Origin of the sequence: Gemmobacter sp. LW-1, assembly GCF_001303875.1 — a bacterium.
Classification (GTDB): domain Bacteria; phylum Pseudomonadota; class Alphaproteobacteria; order Rhodobacterales; family Rhodobacteraceae; genus Gemmobacter; species Gemmobacter caeni.
In genome coordinates this window covers 1-17,993 of sequence record NZ_LJSC01000029.1, presented here as the reverse complement: position 1 = coordinate 17,993, position 17,993 = coordinate 1, and the positions used below count along the sequence as shown (strand labels likewise).

At 64.1% G+C, this 17,993-nt stretch carries 14 protein-coding genes; 9 read left to right on the top strand and 5 right to left on the bottom strand.

Annotated elements, in window-relative coordinates; all coding sequences use genetic code 11:
• The first annotated feature begins 217 nt into the window (after nucleotides 1–217).
• From AO684_RS04985 to AO684_RS04965, 5 genes are all read left to right on the top strand, one after another.
• Complete coding sequence (locus tag AO684_RS04985; RefSeq protein ID WP_054301643.1) at nucleotides 218–1,252, top strand: ABC transporter ATP-binding protein; 1,035 nt, start codon at nucleotides 218–220, stop codon at nucleotides 1,250–1,252.
• A complete protein-coding gene (locus tag AO684_RS04980) occupies nucleotides 1,245–2,303 on the top strand; it encodes an ABC transporter ATP-binding protein (RefSeq protein WP_054301642.1) in 1,059 nt (352 codons plus the stop codon). The genes AO684_RS04985 and AO684_RS04980 overlap by 8 nt, the downstream gene beginning before the upstream one ends.
• 2 nt (nucleotides 2,304–2,305) lie before the next feature.
• The gene (locus AO684_RS04975) at nucleotides 2,306–4,012 is read left to right on the top strand and encodes a peptide ABC transporter substrate-binding protein (protein ID WP_054301641.1); all 1,707 of its coding nucleotides are present in this window, start codon (nucleotides 2,306–2,308) and stop codon (nucleotides 4,010–4,012) included.
• A 105-nt stretch (nucleotides 4,013–4,117) separates the two neighbouring features.
• Nucleotides 4,118–5,125 carry an ABC transporter permease gene (locus AO684_RS04970; RefSeq protein WP_054301640.1) on the top strand — a complete coding sequence of 336 codons (1,008 nt, stop codon included), beginning with the start codon at nucleotides 4,118–4,120 and terminating at the stop codon, nucleotides 5,123–5,125.
• Nucleotides 5,118–6,038 (top strand): ABC transporter permease, encoded by a 921-nt coding sequence (locus AO684_RS04965; RefSeq protein WP_054301639.1) that lies wholly within the window; start codon nucleotides 5,118–5,120, stop codon nucleotides 6,036–6,038. The genes AO684_RS04970 and AO684_RS04965 overlap by 8 nt, the downstream gene beginning before the upstream one ends.
• Nucleotides 6,039–6,079: 41 nt before the next feature.
• On the opposite strand, the gene AO684_RS04960 is transcribed toward AO684_RS04965, so the two are convergent.
• The 4 genes from AO684_RS04960 to AO684_RS04945 form a co-directional block, all read right to left on the bottom strand.
• A complete protein-coding gene (locus AO684_RS04960) occupies nucleotides 6,080–7,363 on the bottom strand; it encodes a DUF3422 family protein (RefSeq protein ID WP_054301638.1) in 1,284 nt (427 codons plus the stop codon).
• A 146-nt stretch (nucleotides 7,364–7,509) separates the two neighbouring features.
• Nucleotides 7,510–8,943 (bottom strand): NAD(P)(+) transhydrogenase (Re/Si-specific) subunit beta, encoded by a 1,434-nt coding sequence (locus AO684_RS04955; protein ID WP_054301637.1) that lies wholly within the window; start codon nucleotides 8,941–8,943, stop codon nucleotides 7,510–7,512.
• Between the two features lie 15 nt (nucleotides 8,944–8,958).
• Complete coding sequence (locus tag AO684_RS04950) at nucleotides 8,959–10,533, bottom strand: Re/Si-specific NAD(P)(+) transhydrogenase subunit alpha (protein ID WP_054301636.1); 1,575 nt, start codon at nucleotides 10,531–10,533, stop codon at nucleotides 8,959–8,961.
• Between the two features lie 125 nt (nucleotides 10,534–10,658).
• The gene (locus tag AO684_RS04945) at nucleotides 10,659–11,102 is read right to left on the bottom strand and encodes an isoprenylcysteine carboxylmethyltransferase family protein (protein WP_152968351.1); all 444 of its coding nucleotides are present in this window, start codon (nucleotides 11,100–11,102) and stop codon (nucleotides 10,659–10,661) included.
• Nucleotides 11,103–11,338: 236 nt separating this feature from the next.
• Between AO684_RS04945 and kynU the strand changes: the two genes are divergently transcribed.
• The 3 genes from kynU to AO684_RS04930 all read left to right on the top strand — a co-directional run bounded on the left by kynU (nucleotide 11,339) and on the right by AO684_RS04930 (nucleotide 14,722).
• Nucleotides 11,339–12,535 carry a kynureninase gene (gene kynU / locus AO684_RS04940; protein ID WP_054301635.1) on the top strand — a complete coding sequence of 399 codons (1,197 nt, stop codon included), beginning with the start codon at nucleotides 11,339–11,341 and terminating at the stop codon, nucleotides 12,533–12,535.
• Nucleotides 12,536–12,776: 241 nt separating this feature from the next.
• On the top strand, nucleotides 12,777–13,610 hold the full coding sequence (gene kynA, locus AO684_RS04935) for a tryptophan 2,3-dioxygenase (protein WP_054301634.1): 834 nt from the start codon (nucleotides 12,777–12,779) through the stop codon (nucleotides 13,608–13,610).
• Nucleotides 13,611–13,708: 98 nt separating this feature from the next.
• Complete coding sequence (locus AO684_RS04930) at nucleotides 13,709–14,722, top strand: L,D-transpeptidase (RefSeq protein WP_054301633.1); 1,014 nt, start codon at nucleotides 13,709–13,711, stop codon at nucleotides 14,720–14,722.
• A gap of 75 nt (nucleotides 14,723–14,797) precedes the next feature.
• Here the strand turns inward: AO684_RS04930 and AO684_RS04925 are convergent, their stop codons facing one another.
• A complete protein-coding gene (locus tag AO684_RS04925) occupies nucleotides 14,798–15,589 on the bottom strand; it encodes a gamma-glutamyl-gamma-aminobutyrate hydrolase family protein (RefSeq protein WP_054301632.1) in 792 nt (263 codons plus the stop codon).
• A 287-nt stretch (nucleotides 15,590–15,876) separates the two neighbouring features.
• On the opposite strand from AO684_RS04925, the gene AO684_RS04920 reads away from it, so the two are divergent.
• Nucleotides 15,877–17,793, top strand: a complete 1,917-nt coding sequence (locus tag AO684_RS04920; RefSeq protein ID WP_054301631.1) for a calcium-binding protein — start codon at nucleotides 15,877–15,879, stop codon at nucleotides 17,791–17,793.
• Nucleotides 17,794–17,993 lie beyond the last annotated feature (200 nt).

Below are 17,993 nucleotides of genomic sequence, written 5' to 3'. Positions count from 1 at the left end.
CGCGATCTCCATTTTCCGGGGCGAGCCTGCCCAGTGCCCATGCAATTTGCAAGTGCCGTAGCGTCCATCGCAGGCAGAGCGCAAACTCTTGCCGTCAAAGTGATAGAACTGCCTTGCTAGGTGAAGAAAAATATCTGACACTCTGGTCAAAGATGGCGGCAAAATCCAAATGAGACCGTCCAAACAAGAATAAAAACAAAAACTTGGGGAGTTACATATGCCCGACGGGGCGGTGCCCGTACTTGAGGTTCGCGGCCTGAAAACCGTTTTCCACACCCGTGGTGGATCGGTTCACGCGGTCAATGATGTCAGCTTCCATCTGATGCCCGGCGAGCTTCTGGGCGTTGTTGGCGAAAGCGGTTCGGGGAAGTCGGTGACGATGATGTCGCTGATCGGCCTGCTGCCCTCGCCCCCGGCTGATGTGCAATCCGGTCAGGTGCTGCTCGGCGGTCAGGATCTGCTGAAAGCGACGCCGGAGGCCCTGCGCAAAGTGCGCGGCGCCCGCATCGGCTTCGTGTTTCAGGACCCGATGACCTCGCTCAACCCGGTGTTTACCGTGGGCAGTCAGATCATGGCGCCGCTGCGCAAGCACATGGGGCTGTCGAAGGCGCAGGCCGAAGTCCGCGCCGTGGAACTTCTGGAACTGGTGGGCATTCCCGATGCGCGGCGGCGGCTGAAAAGCTATCCGCATCAGTTTTCCGGCGGGATGCGGCAGCGCGTGATGATCGCCATTGCGCTGGCCTGCGACCCCGAGGTGCTGATCGCGGATGAACCGACGACGGCGTTGGATGTGACGATTCAGGCGCAGATCCTCGAACTGGTGAAAGAGCTGCGGCAGAAGCTGGGCATGGCGATTGTCTGGATCACCCATGACCTTGGCGTGGTGGCCGAAATCGCCGACCGGGTGATGGTGATGTATGGCGGTCAGGTGGTGGAACAGGCCCCGGTGAAAGAGCTGTTCCGCAACCCGCGCCACCCCTATACCCGTGCCCTGCTGAAGACGATCCCGAAGCTGGGCGGCCAGCGCGGCGAACGCTTGCAGGTGATCGAGGGGCAGCCGCCGATCCTTGGTTCCGCCCCAGCCGCCTGCCCGTTCCGCGCCCGCTGTGCCCATGCCTTCGCGCGCTGCGAGGCGGAAAACCCGGTCCGCCGCCCGGTGGATGGCCGCCCTGTCGGTCAGGGGCATGACGTGGCCTGCCACTGGTCGCCCGAAGGTGCAGAAGACCCGTCGCAGGAGGCCGCCCATGCGTGACACCACGACGCGCCCTCTGGTCGAGGTGCGCAATCTGAAAATGTATTTCCCGATCCACAGCGGTCTGATGCGCAAGCACACCGGCGATGTGAAGGCGGTGGATGACATCAGCTTTGACATCTATGAGGGCGAGACGCTGGGCCTTGTGGGCGAAAGTGGCTGCGGCAAGTCCACGGTGGGGCGAGCCCTGCTGCGGCTTTACGAACCCACCGCAGGACAGATCACCATTGCAGGCGACGATGTGGCGAGCCTGTCGCCCGAGGCGCTGCGCCGCAAGCGGCCCACCATGCAGATGGTGTTTCAGGACCCGCAGGCCAGTCTCAACCCGCGCATGACGGTGGCCGATATCATCGGCGAGCCGCTGGACGAACACAGCGGGCTGTCGAGTGCGGACAAGCTGGCGCGGATTTATGAGCTGATGGATGCCGTCGGCCTGAACCGCGCCTTCGCCAACCGCTATCCGCATGCCTTTTCCGGCGGTCAGCGGCAGCGGATCGGCATTGCCCGGGCCCTGGCGCTGAACCCCAAGTTCATCGTCTGCGACGAACCCATCGCGGCGCTGGATGTGTCGATCCAGGCGCAGGTGGTGAACCTGCTGGAGGATTTGCAGGACAGGCTGGGCCTGACCTATCTGTTCATCAGCCATGACCTGAGCATGGTGCGCCATATCGCCGACCGCGTGGCGGTGATGTATCTGGGCCAGATCGCGGAAATCTCGCCGGTGGACGCGCTTTATGCCCGGCCGCTGCACCCCTACGCCGAGGCGCTGCTGTCGGCTGTGCCTGAACCCGACCCGAGCCGCGAGGGCGCGCGCCAGCGCATCATCCTGAAGGGCGATGTGCCCTCGCCCGCCAACCCGCCGAAAGGCTGCAACTTCTGCACCCGCTGCCCGAAGGTGATGCCGGTCTGCCGCGAGGTGGAACCTCGGCTTCAGGAGGCGGCGCCCGACCGCCTGGTCGCCTGCCATCTTATTCATCCGATAGACGCCGCGAGAGCCGGGCAAACCGGCCAAGCCGGGGCACAAGAGCACAGCCAACAACAAGGAGTGTAACAATGAAAATGAAAGCCGCCCTGTTGGGCGCCGTCGCTCTGGCCGGGCTCGCCCCGGCCGCCTATGCAGAGCGTGGCGCCGACGGCCATGTGAATATCCTCTATTCCCAGGCGCCCTCGACGCTGAACCCCTATCTGTCCTCGGGGACCAAAGACATCGAGAACGCCTCGCTGGTGATCGAACCGCTGGCAGGCTACGACGAGAAGGGCGTCATGATCCCGCGTCTGGTGGACGAGATCCCGACCCTGGAAAACGGCGGCGTGGCCGAGGACCAGAAATCGATCACCTGGAAGATCAAGCCCGATCTGAAATGGTCCGACGGCTCGCCCGTGACTGCGGATGACGTGGTGTTCACCGCCGAATACTGCATGCATCCCGAAGGTGGCTGCGCCCAGCTTGCCAAGTTCGAGGGCGTGGAAAAGGTGGAAGCGGTCGATCCGCAGACCGTGAAGATCAGCTTCAAGGAAGCGAAGCCCAACCCCTATCTGGCTTTCGTGGGTTCGACGACGCCGGTGCTTCAGAAGGCGCAGTTCGCCAATTGCCTTGGCGCTGCCGCCTCGACCTGTACCGAACAGAACTTTGGCCCCATCGGCACCGGCCCGTTCCGGGTGGTCGAGTTCAAGACCAATGACGTGATCCAGCTGGAAGCCAACCCGGAATACCGTGACCCGGCCAAGCCCGCTTTCGCCACCGTGACGGTGAAGGGTGGCGGCGATGCCGCCTCGGCCGCGCGCGCCGTGATGGAAACCGGCGAATTCGACTATGCCTGGAACACCCAGATCCCGCCGGAACTGCAACAGGCGATGGAACAGGGCGGCAAGGGCGAATTCGTCAGCGGCTTCGGCACGCTGGTCGAACGGATCGAGATGAACATGACCGATCCCTCGCCCGATCTGCCGGAGGGCGAACGCTCCACCGCCAAGCACCCGCACCCGATCCTGTCGGATCTGAAGGTGCGTCAGGCCCTGTCGATGGCGATCGACCGCAACCTGCTGGTGGAAATCGGCTATGGCAATGCCGGTCGTCCGACCTGCAATCTGGTGCCCGCACCGGAAATGTATGCCTCGACCGATAACACCGGCTGTCTGACGCAGGACATCGAAGGCGCCAAGAAGCTGCTGGACGAGGCCGGCTGGACCGACAGCGACGGCGACGGCATCCGCGACAAGGACGGCAAGAAGTTCAGCCTGCTGTATCAGACCTCGGTCAACCCGGTGCGGCAGGACTTCCAGGCGCTGATCAAGGGCTGGTGGAACGAAATCGGCATCGAGGTCGAACTGAAGGCCGTGGACGGTTCGGTGTTCTTCGGCGGCGACGCCGGTTCGCCCGACACGTTCCAGAAGTTCTATGCCGATGTCGAGATGTACGCCAACAACTTCGACGGCACCGACCCGGAGGCCTATCTGGCGGAACATACCTGCGCCAAGGCCCCGCGCCCGGATACCCAGTGGCAGGGCGAGAACATCAACCGCTACTGCGACCCGGCCTATGACGCCATGATCGCGGAGCTGGGCAAAACCGGCGATCTCGAAAAGCGCGCCGAGCTTGCGAAGAAGCTGAACGACATGCTGACCAAGGAAAGCATGACCATCGTGCCGCTGGTGGATCGTGGCCGTCTGTCGGCGCGGTCGAAAACCCTGGGCGGTGTCGTGCTCAACACCTGGGATTCCGAACTGTGGAATGCCTCGGACTGGTATCGCATGAAGTGATGCGGGCCTGAGCCCCGGCTCTGATCCCGGCCGGTGCGGCAACCGCACCGGCCCCCTTCCCGACAAGACCAGGAGGCCAAGACCCATGACCCGAGGTGTCGTGCCATGCTGACATTCACGATCCGCCGCCTGTTGCTGGCCATCCCGACCCTTCTGTTCATCAGTCTCGTGATCTTCCTGCTGCTGGAGCTCGCCCCCGGCGACCCGATGTCGGAAGTGCCACTGACCGTTCCGCCCGAGGTGAAGCAGAAGATGCGCGAGGCGCTTGGCGCCGACCAGCCGATGTTCTTCCGCTATATGCTGTGGCTGAAACAGTTCTTCGTCATCGAACCGCTGCACATCCTTGGCGCCATCACCGGCTATGACCTGGCGGGTGACGCGCAGCGCATCATCTCGTGGCAAAGCCGCAGCCCGGTGGCCGACATCATCGCGCAGCGCATCCCGCAGACGCTGACCGTGATCGGCGCGGCCTATCTGATCGGCGTGCTGATCGCCCTGCCCATCGGCATTTATTCCGCCTATCGGCAATACAGCTGGTTCGACCAGCTTGGCACCTTCATCTCGATGATCGGGTTTTCGGTGCCTACCTTCTTTACCGGCGTCCTGCTCATCGTGATCTTTTCGGTGAAGCTGGGCTGGTTCCCCTCGATCTACGACACCACGTTGCGGGTGACGGACTGGGCCAGCTTCGGCAAGCAGGTCAAGCAGATGGTGCTGCCGGTCTCGGTGCTGGCGCTTTACAACGCGGCGCAGATCAGCCGCTACATGCGGTCCTCGATGCTCGACAATCTGGGGCAGGATTATGTGCGCACCGCGCGGTCGGTCGGCATGACCGAGCGGGTGGTGGTGCTGCGCGACGTGCTGCGCAATTCCATGATCCCGGTGGTCACGGTGATCGCGCTTGGCATCCCGACCATCTTCGGCGGCGCCATCATCACCGAACAGGTGTTCAAGGTGAATGGCCTCGGCCAGCTGCTGATTTCTGCCATCCACGGCAATGACCTGCCAATGGTACAGACGCTGACCTTCATCTTCGCCATCCTGATCGTGCTGTTCAACCTGATCGCCGATATCCTTTATGGCATCCTGGACCCGAGAATCCGCTATGACTGAAACCGCTGCCTCCCCCGCCGCGCTGAAACCGCCGCGCAGCCAGTGGCGTGATGTCTGGGATCAGTTCCGCACCCACAAGGGTGCGCTTCTCGGGCTGATCGTGCTGGTGTCTCTTGTGCTGTTCGTCACCATCGGGCCGTTCTTCCGCGACGCGCCCGATCTGACCATCGCGCAGCAGATCAAACTGCGCAACAAACCGCCAAGCTGGGAATTTCCCTTCGGCACCGACCAGTTGGGCCGCGACATGCTGCTGCGCATGATGGAGGGCGGCAAGGTCTCGATCTCGGTCGGGCTGGTCGCCATGCTCATCTCGATCACGCTGGGATCGACCGTCGGCGTGCTGGCGGGCTATTTCAAGCGCCTGGACGGGCCGCTGATGCGGATGACCGATCTGTTCCTTGCCCTGCCCCTGCTGCCCTTGCTGCTGGTCATGGTGATGCTGTTCCGCGAAAAGCTCGCGGGCGCATTGGGGCCGGAGGCGGGCACCTTCCTGCTGATTGTCTCGGCCATCGGCGTGACAAGCTGGATGCAGGCCGCGCGGATCGTGCGGGGCGAGGTTCTGGCGCTGAAAGAACGCGAATTCGTGCTGGCCGCCCGGTCCATCGGCACGCCGCCGCGCCGGGTGATCCTGCGCCATGTGCTGCCCAATGTGATGTCACCCATCATGGTGGCCGCGACCCTGGGCATCGCCAGCGCCATCATCACCGAAAGCGCGCTGAGCTTTCTGGGCCTCGGCTTCCCGCCGGATTTCCCGACCTGGGGGCGGCTTCTGTATGACGGGGTGGAGCAGATGCAGCTGTTCCCCGCCCGCGTGATCTGGCCCGGCCTTGCCATTTCACTGACGGTGCTGAGTGTGAACTACATCGGCGACGGGCTGCGAGACGCGCTGGACCCGCGGATCCGCGGGCGCTGAAACAACAGCCGGGGCCTCGTGCCCCCGGTTCGCATTTCCAGTCAGTGCATCGCTTGCCGGATACGGCGGATCATCAGCCAGACCCCCAGTATGACCGGCAGCACCAGAAGCGCGGTCAGCATCTCTTTCGGCAGATGCACCAGCTTGCCAAGCGGATACAGCAGATAAGAGGCAAGGCTGACGGCGTAATAGCTGATCGCCACCACAGACAACCCTTCGACCGTATGTTGCAGCCGCAGTTGCAGATCGGCGCGGCGGTCCATGCTTTCCAGCAGACGCTGGTTCTGGGCGCTGCGGTCCACATCGACACGGGTGCGCAGCAGTTCGGCGGCACGGGCCGTCCGTTCCGACATGGTGGCCAGTCGCGTCTCGGTCGATTTCACCGTACGCATCGCCGGATCATAGCGGCGCATCATGAACTCACCGAAGGTCTGCCGCCCATCCAGCCGGGTTTCACGCAGCACCGCGATGCGTTGCGATACGATGGCCTCATAAGCCCCTGTCGCGCCGAAGCGGAAGGAATAGCGCACGGCAAGCGACTCCAGCTCGGCCGAAATCGACAGCAGATCATGCAGCACCGCCTCGGGCCCCCGATCCATCGCGTCGAGACTGGTGACCAGCGCCGACAACCGCGGATCAAGCGCATTGAGCCGCGATGACAGTTCGCGCCCCCGGCTGAGGCCCAGCATCGACATGGCGCGGTAGGTTTCAATCTCGCACAGGCGCTGCACGATCCGGCCCACGCGCCGCGTGCCGACGCCCGGCGCCACGAAAACCGCAAAGCGCATGTGTCCCGCCGCGTCGATGCGGAAATCGCCCGCGATGATCGCCGCGCCATCGACCACGCGTGACACCGCCAGGCTTTCCGAAACAAACCAGTCGTCGATCCGGGCCAGAATCTCTTCCTCGGTTTCCGGCATCGGTTCGACCCGGATCAGGAGCGAGGCAAGCCGCTTGCCCGGCGCCGCCGCCAGCCATTCTGTCGGAAAGACCTTGGCCTCCACCGCATCGAACGGGCGCTCTGACAGGCCCGGAGTAAAGGCGGAATAGGTGACGAACTCGGTATGGCTTTCCCATTTCAGCGTCGCACGCCCGATCTCGCCCGAGAAATGCGTGGCATCGGGCTGCGGATGGGCCGAGCCATGCCGGTCCAGCAGCGCCAGAAGATGCGCACGGTCGGCATTCCGGTCGCGGTTATGGGCGTCCACCGGCTCCTTGATCGCCACATAGGCGGCCATGCAGGGCACCTCCAGCGACGGGAAGGGCCGGGCATGAAGTTCGTTCACCAGCGGATAGCGCAGGGGATGGTCGGGGATCTTGGGCATTTTCGGTCTCGGGCTTTTGCCCCTTGATGGGTCGGTCGCCCCCGGATTTGGAAGCGGAATCGAGGCATACCCGCGTATGCATCGCCCCTGTTGCTGAAATGCAAAAGGCCCCGGCGGTGCCGGGGCCTTTCATCATGTTGCGGCGATCACTCGATCATCGGCAGCAGGGCGTCGATGCTCTTTTTTGCGTCACCGTAGAACATGCGCGTGTTCTCTTTGTAGAACAGCGGGTTTTCGATGCCGGAATAGCCGGTGCCCTGCCCGCGCTTCGACACGAAGACCTGTTTCGCCTTCCAGCATTCCAGCACCGGCATGCCGGCGATGGGGCTGTTGGGGTCTTCCTGCGCGGCCGGGTTCACGATGTCGTTCGAGCCGATGACGATGGCAACATCCGTTTCGGGGAAGTCCTCGTTGATCTCGTCCATCTCCAGCACGATGTCATAGGGCACCTTCGCCTCGGCCAAGAGCACGTTCATATGCCCTGGCAGACGGCCCGCCACCGGGTGAATGGCGAAGCGGACGTTCTTGCCCTTGGCGCGCAGCTTGCGGGTCAGTTCGCTGACCGATTGCTGTGCCTGTGCCACCGCCATGCCGTAGCCCGGAATGATGATGACAGAGTCGGCATCGTTCAGCGCCGCCGCCACGCCTTCGGCGTCAATGGCGATCTGCTCACCCGTGACTTCCATCGCCGGGCCGGTCGTGCCACCGAAGCCGCCGAGGATCACGCTGACGAACGAACGGTTCATCGCCTTGCACATGATGTAGCTGAGGATGGCACCGGAAGAACCCACCAGCGCGCCCACCACGATCAGGAGGTCATTCGACAGCGAGAAGCCGATGGCCGCCGCCGCCCAGCCGGAATAGCTGTTCAGCATCGACACCACGACCGGCATGTCGGCACCGCCGATGCCCATGATCAGGTGGTAGCCGATGAAGAAGGCCGCCAGCGTCATCACGATCAGCGCCAGCGTCGAGCCCGATTGCAGATAGACCAGCAGCAGCGCCAGCGACAGCACCGCCGCACCTGCGTTCAGCATGTGACCGCCCGGCAGCTTTTTCGCCTTGCCGTCCACACGCCCCGCCAGCTTGCCGAAGGCGATGACCGAGCCGGTGAAGGTGACCGCCCCGATGAACACGCCGAGGAAGGTCTCGACCCGAAGGATCGACACTTCGACCGGCGTCTTGTGCGCCACCACGGCGGCAAAGCCGTGCAGCGCGGCGCGGGCCGCTTCGTCCATGCCTGCCACGCGGGCAAGTTCGATATGAGTGTTGTACCCGATGAACACCGCCGCCAGACCGACGAGGCTGTGCATCGCCGCCACCAGTTGCGGCATTTCGGTCATCTGCACGCGCTTGGCGACGACCCAGCCGATCGCGCCGCCCGCTGCCACCATGACGACCGAGATCAGCCAGTTGCCCGCACCGGGACCGACCAGCGTGGCCGCCACGGCCAGCGCCATGCCAACAATGCCATACCACACCGCGCGCTTGGCGCTTTCCTGCCCCGAAAGGCCGCCCAGCGACTGAATGAACAGAACTGCCGCAACGACATAGGCGGCCGTGGTGAATCCGTATTCCATTTCCCGGCCTCCCCCTTACGACTTCTGGAACATGGCGAGCATCCGCCGGGTGACCATGAAACCACCGAAGATGTTGATCCCGGCCATGAAGACCGAGGCCGCCGCGAGAATGACGACCAGCCAGTTGCCCGAGCCGATCTGCATCAGCGCGCCCAGAATGATGATCGACGAAATCGCATTGGTCACCGCCATCAGCGGCGTGTGCAGGCTGTGGCTGACGTTCCAGATGACCTGAACGCCGACATAGACCGACAGCACGAAGACGATGAAGTGCGCCATGAAGCTTGCGGGCGCGAACAACCCCGCCAGCAGGATCAGCCCGCCGCCGATGGCCAGCATCAGCACCTGATCACGGGTCTGTTTCCTGAAGGCCGCGACTTCCTGCGCGCGTTTTTCCTCGGGCGTCAGCTCCTTCGCCTTTTCCTTCGGCTTCTGCGCGGCGATGGCCTGCACCTTCGGCGGCGGCGGCGGATAGGTTATGGCACCGTCTTTGGTCACCGTCGCGCCGCGGATCACGTCATCTTCCATGTTGTGATCGACCACACCGTCTTTCTTCGGTGTAAGATCGGACATCATGTGACGGATATTGTTGGCATAAAGCGTCGAGGCCTGTGCCGCCATCCGACTGGGGAAATCGGTATAGCCGACGATGGTCACACCGTTTTCGGTGACGATCTTTTCGTCCGGCACCGTCAGGTCGCAGTTGCCACCGCGCTCGGCCGCAAGGTCGACGATGACCGAGCCCGGCTTCATCATCTGCACCATATCCTCGGTCCACAGTTTCGGCGCGGGCCGACCGGGGATGAGGGCGGTGGTGATGACGATGTCGATGTCGGGCGCCAGTTCGCGGAACTTCTTCAGCTGCGCTTCGCGGAACTCCGGGCTGGACGGGGCGGCATAACCGCCGGTCGCCGCGCCATCGGTCTGCGCTTCACTGAAATCGAGGTAGACGAACTCCGCACCCATCGATTCGATCTGCTCGGCCACTTCGGGACGCACGTCGAAGGCGAGCGTGATGGCGCCCAGCGAGGTCGAGGTGCCGATGGCCGCAAGACCTGCCACACCGGCGCCGACGATCAGCACCTTGGCCGGGGGCACCTTGCCCGCTGCCGTCACCTGACCGGTGAAGAAACGGCCAAAGTTGTTGCCCGCCTCGATCACCGCGCGATAGCCCGCGATATTGGCCATCGACGACAGCGCGTCCATCTTCTGCGCCCGGCTGATGCGCGGCACCATGTCCATGGCGACGACCGTGGCGCCGCGTTCCTTCGCGGCCTCCAGCAGTTCGGGGTTCTGGGCAGGCCAGAAGAAGCTGATCAGAGTCTGCCCCTGCCGCAGCATGGCGACCTCGGAAGGCTCCGGCCCGCGCACCTTCACCACCACATCGGCGGCGGCATAAAGCTCTGCCGCAGTGGTGACGATCTCGACCCCGGCGGTGCGGTACGCCGCGTCCGAAAAGCCAGCCTTGGCCCCGGCGCCCGCTTCCAGAACACAGACATGCCCCAGTTTCTGCAACTGCACAGCCGAGTCGGGTGTCAGCGCCACCCGGTTCTCGCCTTCGAATATCTCTCTCGGTGCCCCGATCTTCACTGTTTCTCCCCCGTTCGATGGCGCGTTTCAGCGCGTCAGGTTTCTAGTCGATAATCGCCGCGCAAGAAAATTTCAAAAAGAAAGTTCTGCTCTGCGGCAAAATTGCGTCGCTACGCTGCGGCATATCATATCCATCGCCGCACCTGCGCGGTCCAAAGGTCGTAAGCCGCGCCAAACCGTTGCCGCAGCACCGCCTCCTCCGGCAGGATGAAACGGTGCTGGATCACCGCCATGAACACCAGCAGTACCGGCAGTGCGAGCGGCACATCCCACCACAGAATCGCCGCTGCCAGAATCAGCGCATCGCCGAGATAGATCGGATTGCGTGACAGGCGGAACACGCCCCTGGTTACCAGCGCCTGCGGAACGCGGCGCGGAATGACCGTCGTGCGCCCGCCCCACATCTGCATCGCCGCAGCCAGCATCAGCGCCAGACCAAGCCCCGCCAGCACGGGGGCGACGACCGCCCCGGCCGTACCGAAGCCCGCGAAAGGAACAACCCGGTCCATCACCCAGACGAGGGCAATGGCACATGCAAGCCAGAGCGGCGGCCAGTCCAGCGACAGCAAGGCGCGTCCCTCACGTTAGGTCAATACCGGCTTATTCCCGCTCATTTACGACTTTGCAACCCTGTTCGGTCCTGCGTATGGCTATGACAAGGAAAGGTTGCCGCCGCCCCATAAGTTTTAAACTTGAAATTTATGACTTTCAGGATAGAGATATAAGTTGTCGCCCCTCGCCCGACACGCCAATCTGGTGCAAAGGCCGTGCGCGTGACTCCCGGCCGCTGACTGCAAGGATCAAGATGACCCGCGATTTCGCTGATACCCGCGCCCTGTTCGATCTGCCCGAAGGGGTGATCTATCTTGACGGAAATTCGCTGGGACCGCTGCCGAAAGCCGCCGCCGCCCGCGTTGCCCGCACCGTGACCGAGGAATGGGGACAAATGCTGATCACCGGCTGGAACAAGGCCGGATGGATGGAACAGCCCTCGAAGACCGGCGACCGGATCGGACGGCTGATCGGCGCCGAGCCTGGCCATGTGGTGATGGGCGACACGCTGTCGATCAAGGTCTATCAGGCGCTGGCCTCGGCGCTGGAGATGAACCCGACGCGGCGGGTGATCCTGTCGGATACCGGCAATTTCCCCTCCGATCTTTACATGGCCGAGGGGCTGTGCCGCACGCTGGGCCCGGATTACAACCTGAAAACCGTGGCGCCGGAACAGGTGCTGGAGGCGCTGGACGACACGGTTGCAGTGATGATGATCACCGAAGTCGATTACCGCACCGGCCGCCGGCATGACATGGCGGCGCTCACGGCGCGGGCGCATGAGGTGGGCGCGCTCGCGGTGTGGGATCTGGCGCATAGCGCCGGGGCGCTTCCGGTCGAAGTGGCAAAGGGCGGCGCCGATTTCGCGGTGGGCTGCACCTACAAATACCTGAATTCCGGCCCCGGCGGCCCGGCCTTCATTTATGTCGCGCCGCGACACGCGGAAACCGCGCGCCCGGCCCTGTCCGGCTGGCTGGGGCATGAGGCGCCTTTTGCCTTTGACCTGGACTATCGCCCCGGCCGCGGGATCGAGCGCATGCGCGTCGGCACCCCGCCGGTGCTGCAACTCGCTGCGCTCGACGCCTCGCTCGACATCTGGGACAAGGTCGAAATGGCGGACATCCGTGAAGCCTCGCTGGCCCTGACCGACCGCTTCATCGCGGGAGTGGAAACCGCCTGCCCCGGCCTGGAACTCGCCACGCCGCGCGATCATGCGATGCGCGGCAGCCAGGTCAGCTTCCGCCACCCGGAAGGCTATGCCATCATGCAGGCGCTCATCGCGCGCGGCGTCATCGGTGATTTCCGCGCCCCAGACATCCTGCGTTTCGGCTTCACGCCCCTGTTCATCAATGCGGAAGATGTGGACAAGGCGGTCGCCATCATCAAGGATGTAATGGACGGCGCCCTGTGGGACCGCCCCGAATACAAGACCCGCGCCCGCGTGACCTGACCCATAAAGAGACCCGCCCCGTGCTTTACCTTGGTCGAAATATCCCCGCCGGAGGCTCCCGGCCCAACCGGAGGCGCCTCCGGCGGGAGTATTTTGCCAAGGAGCAGGTGCAGAGCGTGCCGCCCTTGTGCCGACCGGCGGGATGGGTTTGTCTGTGGCGGCGGATCGGTACGGTTTCGGTACTGAACCGGCAGGTGTGCGGCTGACCGCCGCCCTGCCCTTTCAGACACCGGAGTTTCCCATGACCACCTACGATCCCGCCCGCGACGGCGCGCAGATGTCTTTCGACGGCCGCATGTCCTATGGCGATTACCTGCATATCGACACGATCCTGAACGCCCAGAAATTGCTGACCGGCGCGCATGACGAGATGCTGTTTATCATCCAGCACCAGACGTCCGAGCTGTGGATGCGGCTGGCGCTGCACGAGCTGGATGCCGCGCGCCGTGCAATTGCGGCGGACGAGGCGCGCTCTGCCTTCAAGATGCTGACCCGCGTCGCGCGGATCTTCGAGCAGCTCAATTCCGCCTGGGATGTGCTGCGCACCATGACGCCCAGCGAATATACCCGCTTCCGCGACGGGCTTGGGCAAAGTTCGGGCTTCCAGTCCTGGCAATACCGGCTGATCGAATATGCGGTGGGCAACCGCAACCTGGCCATGCTGCGCCCCCATGCGCATCGTCCCGACCTGACGGCGAAGCTGGAGGCGGAACTTGGCCGCCCCTCGCTTTACGACGAGGCGCTACGGCTGCTGGCGCGGAAGGGTCTGCCGGTGCCGGAGGCCGTGCTGGCCCGCGACCTGCGCGCACCCTGGGTGGCCGATCCGGGGGTGCAGGCGGCCTGGGAGATCGTTTACCGCGATCCGCAGGCACATTGGGAAGCCTATGAAATGGCCGAGAAACTGGTGGATTTCGAGGATTATTTCCGGCGCTGGCGGTTCAACCATGTCACCACGGTCGAACGTGTCATCGGCTTCAAGCGCGGCACCGGCGGCACGGCGGGCGTGAGCTATCTGCGCCGCATGCTGGAAGTCGAACTGTTTCCCGAATTGTGGCACTTGCGCACGGCTCTGTGAACAATCCGTGATGGACCAAGACGGAACCCTGCAATATCTGTGGGAATTGTGTATCGGGTAAACGGGTTCCGTCCGTTCGGATTCGCTGGGAGAAATTGATGCTGCGTAATGTTCTGGCTCTGGTTCTTGGCGGGATGCTTGTGGGCTCCCTCGGGGCTTGCGTCCAGCCTGCCGTCACCGAGGCGACCAAGTCGCCCGAGCCGCCCGCGCCGGTGGTGAAACAGCCTGTTCCCGAAGATTTCGTGAACAGCTATGTCGCGCGTCAGGACGGCCCCTTCACCATCCCCGCCGTGCCGGAAGAAAAGATCCCGCCGCAGTTCAAGCGGCAGCTGGTGGATTTCCCGACCAATGATCCGGTCGGGACGATCATCATCAACCCGACCAACAAGACGCTGCATCTGGTGACCGCGCCGGGCAAGGCGATGCGCTATGGCATCGCGGTCGGCGCTGACGGCTTCCAGTGGGCGGGTGAGGCGCTTGTGACCAACCGCAAGCACTGGCCCACCTGGACGCCGCCGAAGGAGATGATCGAGCGCAAGCCGCAGCTTGAGAAGTGGAAAGACGGCCAGCCGGGCGGTCCGACCAACCCGCTGGGCGCCCGTGCATTGTATCTGACGACCAATGGCGTCGATTATGGTTTCCGCATCCATGGCACGCCGGAATGGAAGTCGATCGGGCGCAACGCCTCGTCGGGCTGTTTCCGCATGATCAATCAGGATGTGATCGACCTCTATGACCGCGTGCCGGACGGGGTGAAGGTGGTTGTGCTGAATGCCGATGGCTCGCGTCCCGCCGCGCTGAAGCTGCCGCCGCCGCAACCCAAGAAAGCTTCGGTCAAGCCGAAGCAGACGCCGAAACCCGCCGATGCGCCGGTTCCGGCCAAAGCGCCGGGCGCGCCTGCGCCGGGTTTCCCCACCATGACGGCACCTGCTCTGAACCCGCCCGCTCTGGGCGGCGTGCCTGCCGCGCTGGTGGCACCGGCCCAGCCCGCCGCCCCGGCGCCGGAAGCTGCCGCCGTGACCGTGACCCCGCCTGCGGCCGAACCGGCCACCCCCGAGGCTCCGGCCCCTGCCGCAACCTGCGTGCCCACGGCGGAAAAGCCCTGCCCCTGAGGCCGATTGGTGCATCTAATGACAAAGGCGCGGCTTTTGCCGCGCCTTTTGCTTTGCAGGTTGCCGCTTTCGGGATCAGGCGGAGCGAACCGCTGCCGCGCCCTGCCCGGCCCATTCCGCCGCCGCCCGCCCGAAGGCCGCGAACAGCGGCCGCGAGACCGGATCAGCCACCGCATTCCATTCCGGGTGCCATTGCACCGAAAGCGTGAAGCCCGGCGCGTCTTTCACATAAAGCGCCTCGGGTGTGCCGTCGGGGGCCTGCCCGTCGATGACAATGCGCGGACCGGGCCGGTTGATCCCCTGCCCGTGCAGTGTGTTGGTCATCACCTCTTCGGCCCCCATCAGCCGCGCAAATACCCCGCCGGGGGTAAAGCGCACCGGATGGCGCAAGGCGAACTTCTCCTCCAGCGATCCATCGGGTGGCATGCGGTGGTTCATGCGCCCCGGCAGATCGCGGATTTCGGGGTAGAGCGTGCCGCCCATGGCCACGTTCACTTCCTGAAAGCCGCGACAGATGCCAAGGAAGGGCTGCCCCCGGTCCACACAGGCACGGATCAGCGGCAGCGTGATCGCATCGCGCGCGCGTTCAAACGTGCCATGGGCGGGGGTTTCCGCCTCGCCATATTCGCTGGGATGCACGTTCGGTCGCCCGCCGGTCAGCAGGAAGCCGTCGCAGAGCGCCAGAAGTTCGTCAACGCTGACCAGCCGGGGGTCCGAAGGGATGATCAGTGGCACGCAGCCCGCCACCTGCGCTACCGCCTCGGAGTTCATCGTGCCCCCGGCATGAACCGGATAGCTTTCGTTCAGCAGGCTCATGTTCCCGATGATCCCCACGACGGGGCGGCGGCTGGCGGCGTGAACTGACATGGTCTGAGCGCATTTCCCTGTGTTTCGCCAAGTCTAGGCCCGCAGCCCGCGGTTTTGAAGCGTGAAACCCGGCTGTTTCGGTGCATGGGTGCAGAACTCGCCGTCATTCCGCGCAGGCTGCCCCGGCTTTGCCCGCCGGACAGGCCGGAAATAATGCCGCTCCAGAGCCGGAAATTGCCCCTTTGCCCCCCGTTCGGGGGATGGCCCGGCAACGGGTCCGGCCTTTAGAAGCAACAGACCCGGAAGGGACACCCCATTGTTCCGACAGAAATTTGTGGAGAGTGCGCATGGCAAAGACCATCGAAAAGGTGAAAACCTGGTTCAACAACACCAAGGATCTCGACCTGCTGGCCTTCGACGCCACAACCTTGTCCAACGGCAAGGTGATGGTGGCCTTCGGGGGTTCGGCGCTGATTGATTCAGGCATCTATGCCAATTCGGTGGTCTATACGGCCACGCTGAACCTCAGGACCGACAAGCTTGGCCCGATCAGCACCGCCTCGGTCGCCACCACGCCCGGCGGCTTCGCCCCGATCAGCACATTTCAATATGTGGATCTGATCGCGGGGGCCAAGGGCCGCGCGCTGCTGACGGGGATGTTCTACAACAACCGCATCGACGGCGACGACCATAACTGGTCGCTGGCCGCGCAGGCCTATCGCGGAACGGCGCCGGTTGGCGGCACCCGGCTGGAGCCGCATTCGGTGACGCCCGGCCAGCCCGGGATCAACCCGGCGACCGACTGGTCGGGGGTCCGGCTGAAGGATGGCAGCTATGCCGTTTTCCACACTCAGCCCGGCGCCAGCGTCGCCGACATCTCGACCGGCATCCTGATGACCAAATTCAAGGCCAGTGGCGCGCCCTCGGGCAAGGCCAAGGTGGTGGTCGAGGATCATTCGGTCGGCATCAGCCCCTGGGCGATCGAGGCAAGCCCGGTCGCCCCTTCGGCAGTGGTGCTGGGGAACGGGCGTATAGGGGTCTTCTACAAGGAGGTCGGGGGCGAGACGATCAACGGCATCACCTATACCGACAAGCAGATCACCTATCAGCAGATCACCGCGAGCGGCAAACGTGTGGGCAAGGCCATTGCCATAGACGACACGCTGGGCGCGGGAACCCTGCGCCCCGAGGCGGTGGCGCTGGACAATGGCCGCGCGGTGGTGACGTGGTATGACTCTGCCGATGGCGGGGCGCACAAGGCACGGATCGTCGGTGCCAATGGCAAACTGGCCAGCAAGACCATCACCCTGAACGAGGACGGCCACGACAGCTGGACCGACCTGAAGGTCATCGCGCTGGCGAAAAACACCTTCGCGCTCAGTTGGTTCGACAGCGACAACAGGCTGTGGCTGGGGCAGGTGTTCGACGGCGACGGCGCAGCCCGCACCGGGCGCTTTCTGCTGACCGACAATGGCGCCGATCTTTCGGTCGTGGAGGGCGAAAAGAACGATGGCGGCATTATCCGTCAGGGCAAGGGGTTTCTTGGCTGGACCATCGGACGGGAAACCGAACTGACGAAGGAACACCTGGACGGTCAGGCCTTCAGCCTGATCTCGACGCAGGGCGCCGAGCGCAATGGCAACGGGCGCGGCAATACCCTGAACGGCACCACGAAGGACGACATGCTGGACGGGCGTGGCGGCAAGGACAAGCTGGACGGGCGCGCGGGCAATGATCTGCTGACCGGCGGGAGTGGGAATGACCGGCTCAAGGGCGGCTCCGGGTTCGACTGGCTGGAAGGCGGCTCGGGCAATGACACGCTCGACGGCGGCAGCGGCACCGATGTGCTCTATGGCGGTGCGGGGCGCGACCGCGTGCTGGGCGGAACCGGGAACGACCGGATCCATGGCGGCGCGGGGGCAGATACGCTGACGGGTGGCGCCGGGGCCGACCATTTCATCTTCACCGCGCGCAGAGAGAGCTTCCGGTTCGTCTTTGACGAAGGCGGCGACACGATCACCGATTTCCGGCCCGGTCAGGGCGACAAGCTGATGTTTTCGGGCTTCGGCGGCGCCAATCCGTTCAATCCGCTGCCCAACGGGACTGCCGCCAGGCCCACCGAGATCGGGTTCTATTTCAACACGAAAACCCATGTGCTGAGCTACGACCCGGATGGCTCGGGCACGCTTTATGAACGGCAGACCGTCGCCAAACTGGTCGGCATCAATTCTCTGGGCTGGGATGATATGATCCTGCTGCCCTGAATCCTGCTGCGCGGAGCGGCAATCACAGCGCCTTGCGGAAAAACACGCGGGAAAAGCCCTGATCGACCCGCCGCCCCGTCTCGGTATAGCCGAGGCGGGGGTAAAGCCGCAGCGCACCCGCCATCGCCGCATTGGTGTAAAGCGTGACGGCGGGCAGCCCCGCCGCCCGCGCCTCGGCCTCGCACAGTGCGACCAGCCGG